A 1,656-nucleotide genomic window follows, 5' to 3' on the forward strand; every position below is an offset into this window, starting at 1 on the left:
CTGGATTGCCCGCCCCTGTGGGTGGTCTGGTTTTTACAGCTGGTTTCAAATTTTTGCTGTCTGGTTGCCGCGTTTTCCCGTGGTGGCTGGGTGGTTTCTGTTTTTGTTTTACTTCAACGGAGAGTTTGATCCTGGCTCAGGATGAACGCTGGCGGCGTGCTTAACACATGCAAGTCGAACGATGATCCGGTGCTTGCACCGGGGATTAGTGGCGAACGGGTGAGTAACACGTGAGTAACCTGCCCTTAACTCTGGGATAAGCCTGGGAAACTGGGTCTAATACCGGATATGACTCCTCATCGCATGGTGGGGGGTGGAAAGCTTTTTGTGGTTTTGGATGGACTCGCGGCCTATCAGCTTGTTGGTGAGGTAATGGCTTACCAAGGCGACGACGGGTAGCCGGCCTGAGAGGGTGACCGGCCACACTGGGACTGAGACACGGCCCAGACTCCTACGGGAGGCAGCAGTGGGGAATATTGCACAATGGGCGCAAGCCTGATGCAGCGACGCCGCGTGAGGGATGACGGCCTTCGGGTTGTAAACCTCTTTCAGTAGGGAAGAAGCGAAAGTGACGGTACCTGCAGAAGAAGCGCCGGCTAACTACGTGCCAGCAGCCGCGGTAATACGTAGGGCGCAAGCGTTATCCGGAATTATTGGGCGTAAAGAGCTCGTAGGCGGTTTGTCGCGTCTGCCGTGAAAGTCCGGGGCTCAACTCCGGATCTGCGGTGGGTACGGGCAGACTAGAGTGATGTAGGGGAGACTGGAATTCCTGGTGTAGCGGTGAAATGCGCAGATATCAGGAGGAACACCGATGGCGAAGGCAGGTCTCTGGGCATTAACTGACGCTGAGGAGCGAAAGCATGGGGAGCGAACAGGATTAGATACCCTGGTAGTCCATGCCGTAAACGTTGGGCACTAGGTGTGGGGGACATTCCACGTTTTCCGCGCCGTAGCTAACGCATTAAGTGCCCCGCCTGGGGAGTACGGCCGCAAGGCTAAAACTCAAAGGAATTGACGGGGGCCCGCACAAGCGGCGGAGCATGCGGATTAATTCGATGCAACGCGAAGAACCTTACCAAGGCTTGACATGAACCGGAAAGACCTGGAAACAGGTGCCCCGCTTGCGGTCGGTTTACAGGTGGTGCATGGTTGTCGTCAGCTCGTGTCGTGAGATGTTGGGTTAAGTCCCGCAACGAGCGCAACCCTCGTTCTATGTTGCCAGCACGTGATGGTGGGGACTCATAGGAGACTGCCGGGGTCAACTCGGAGGAAGGTGGGGACGACGTCAAATCATCATGCCCCTTATGTCTTGGGCTTCACGCATGCTACAATGGCCGGTACAAAGGGTTGCGATACTGTGAGGTGGAGCTAATCCCAAAAAGCCGGTCTCAGTTCGGATTGGGGTCTGCAACTCGACCCCATGAAGTCGGAGTCGCTAGTAATCGCAGATCAGCAACGCTGCGGTGAATACGTTCCCGGGCCTTGTACACACCGCCCGTCAAGTCACGAAAGTTGGTAACACCCGAAGCCGGTGGCCTAACCCCTTGTGGGAGGGAGCTGTCGAAGGTGGGACTGGCGATTGGGACTAAGTCGTAACAAGGTAGCCGTACCGGAAGGTGCGGCTGGATCACCTCCTTTCTAAGGAGCACCTACAGT

Annotated in this window: 1 rRNA gene; it reads left to right on the plus strand. The window is 56.2% G+C overall.

The features are described from left to right. Positions 1-113: 113 nt before the first annotated feature. A 16S ribosomal RNA gene (locus tag ACFVYC_RS22250) occupies positions 114-1,638 on the plus strand. Positions 1,639-1,656: the final 18 nt, after the last annotated feature.

Origin of the sequence: Pseudarthrobacter sp. NPDC058329, assembly GCF_042879835.1 — a bacterium.
Lineage (GTDB): Bacteria > Actinomycetota > Actinomycetes > Actinomycetales > Micrococcaceae > Arthrobacter.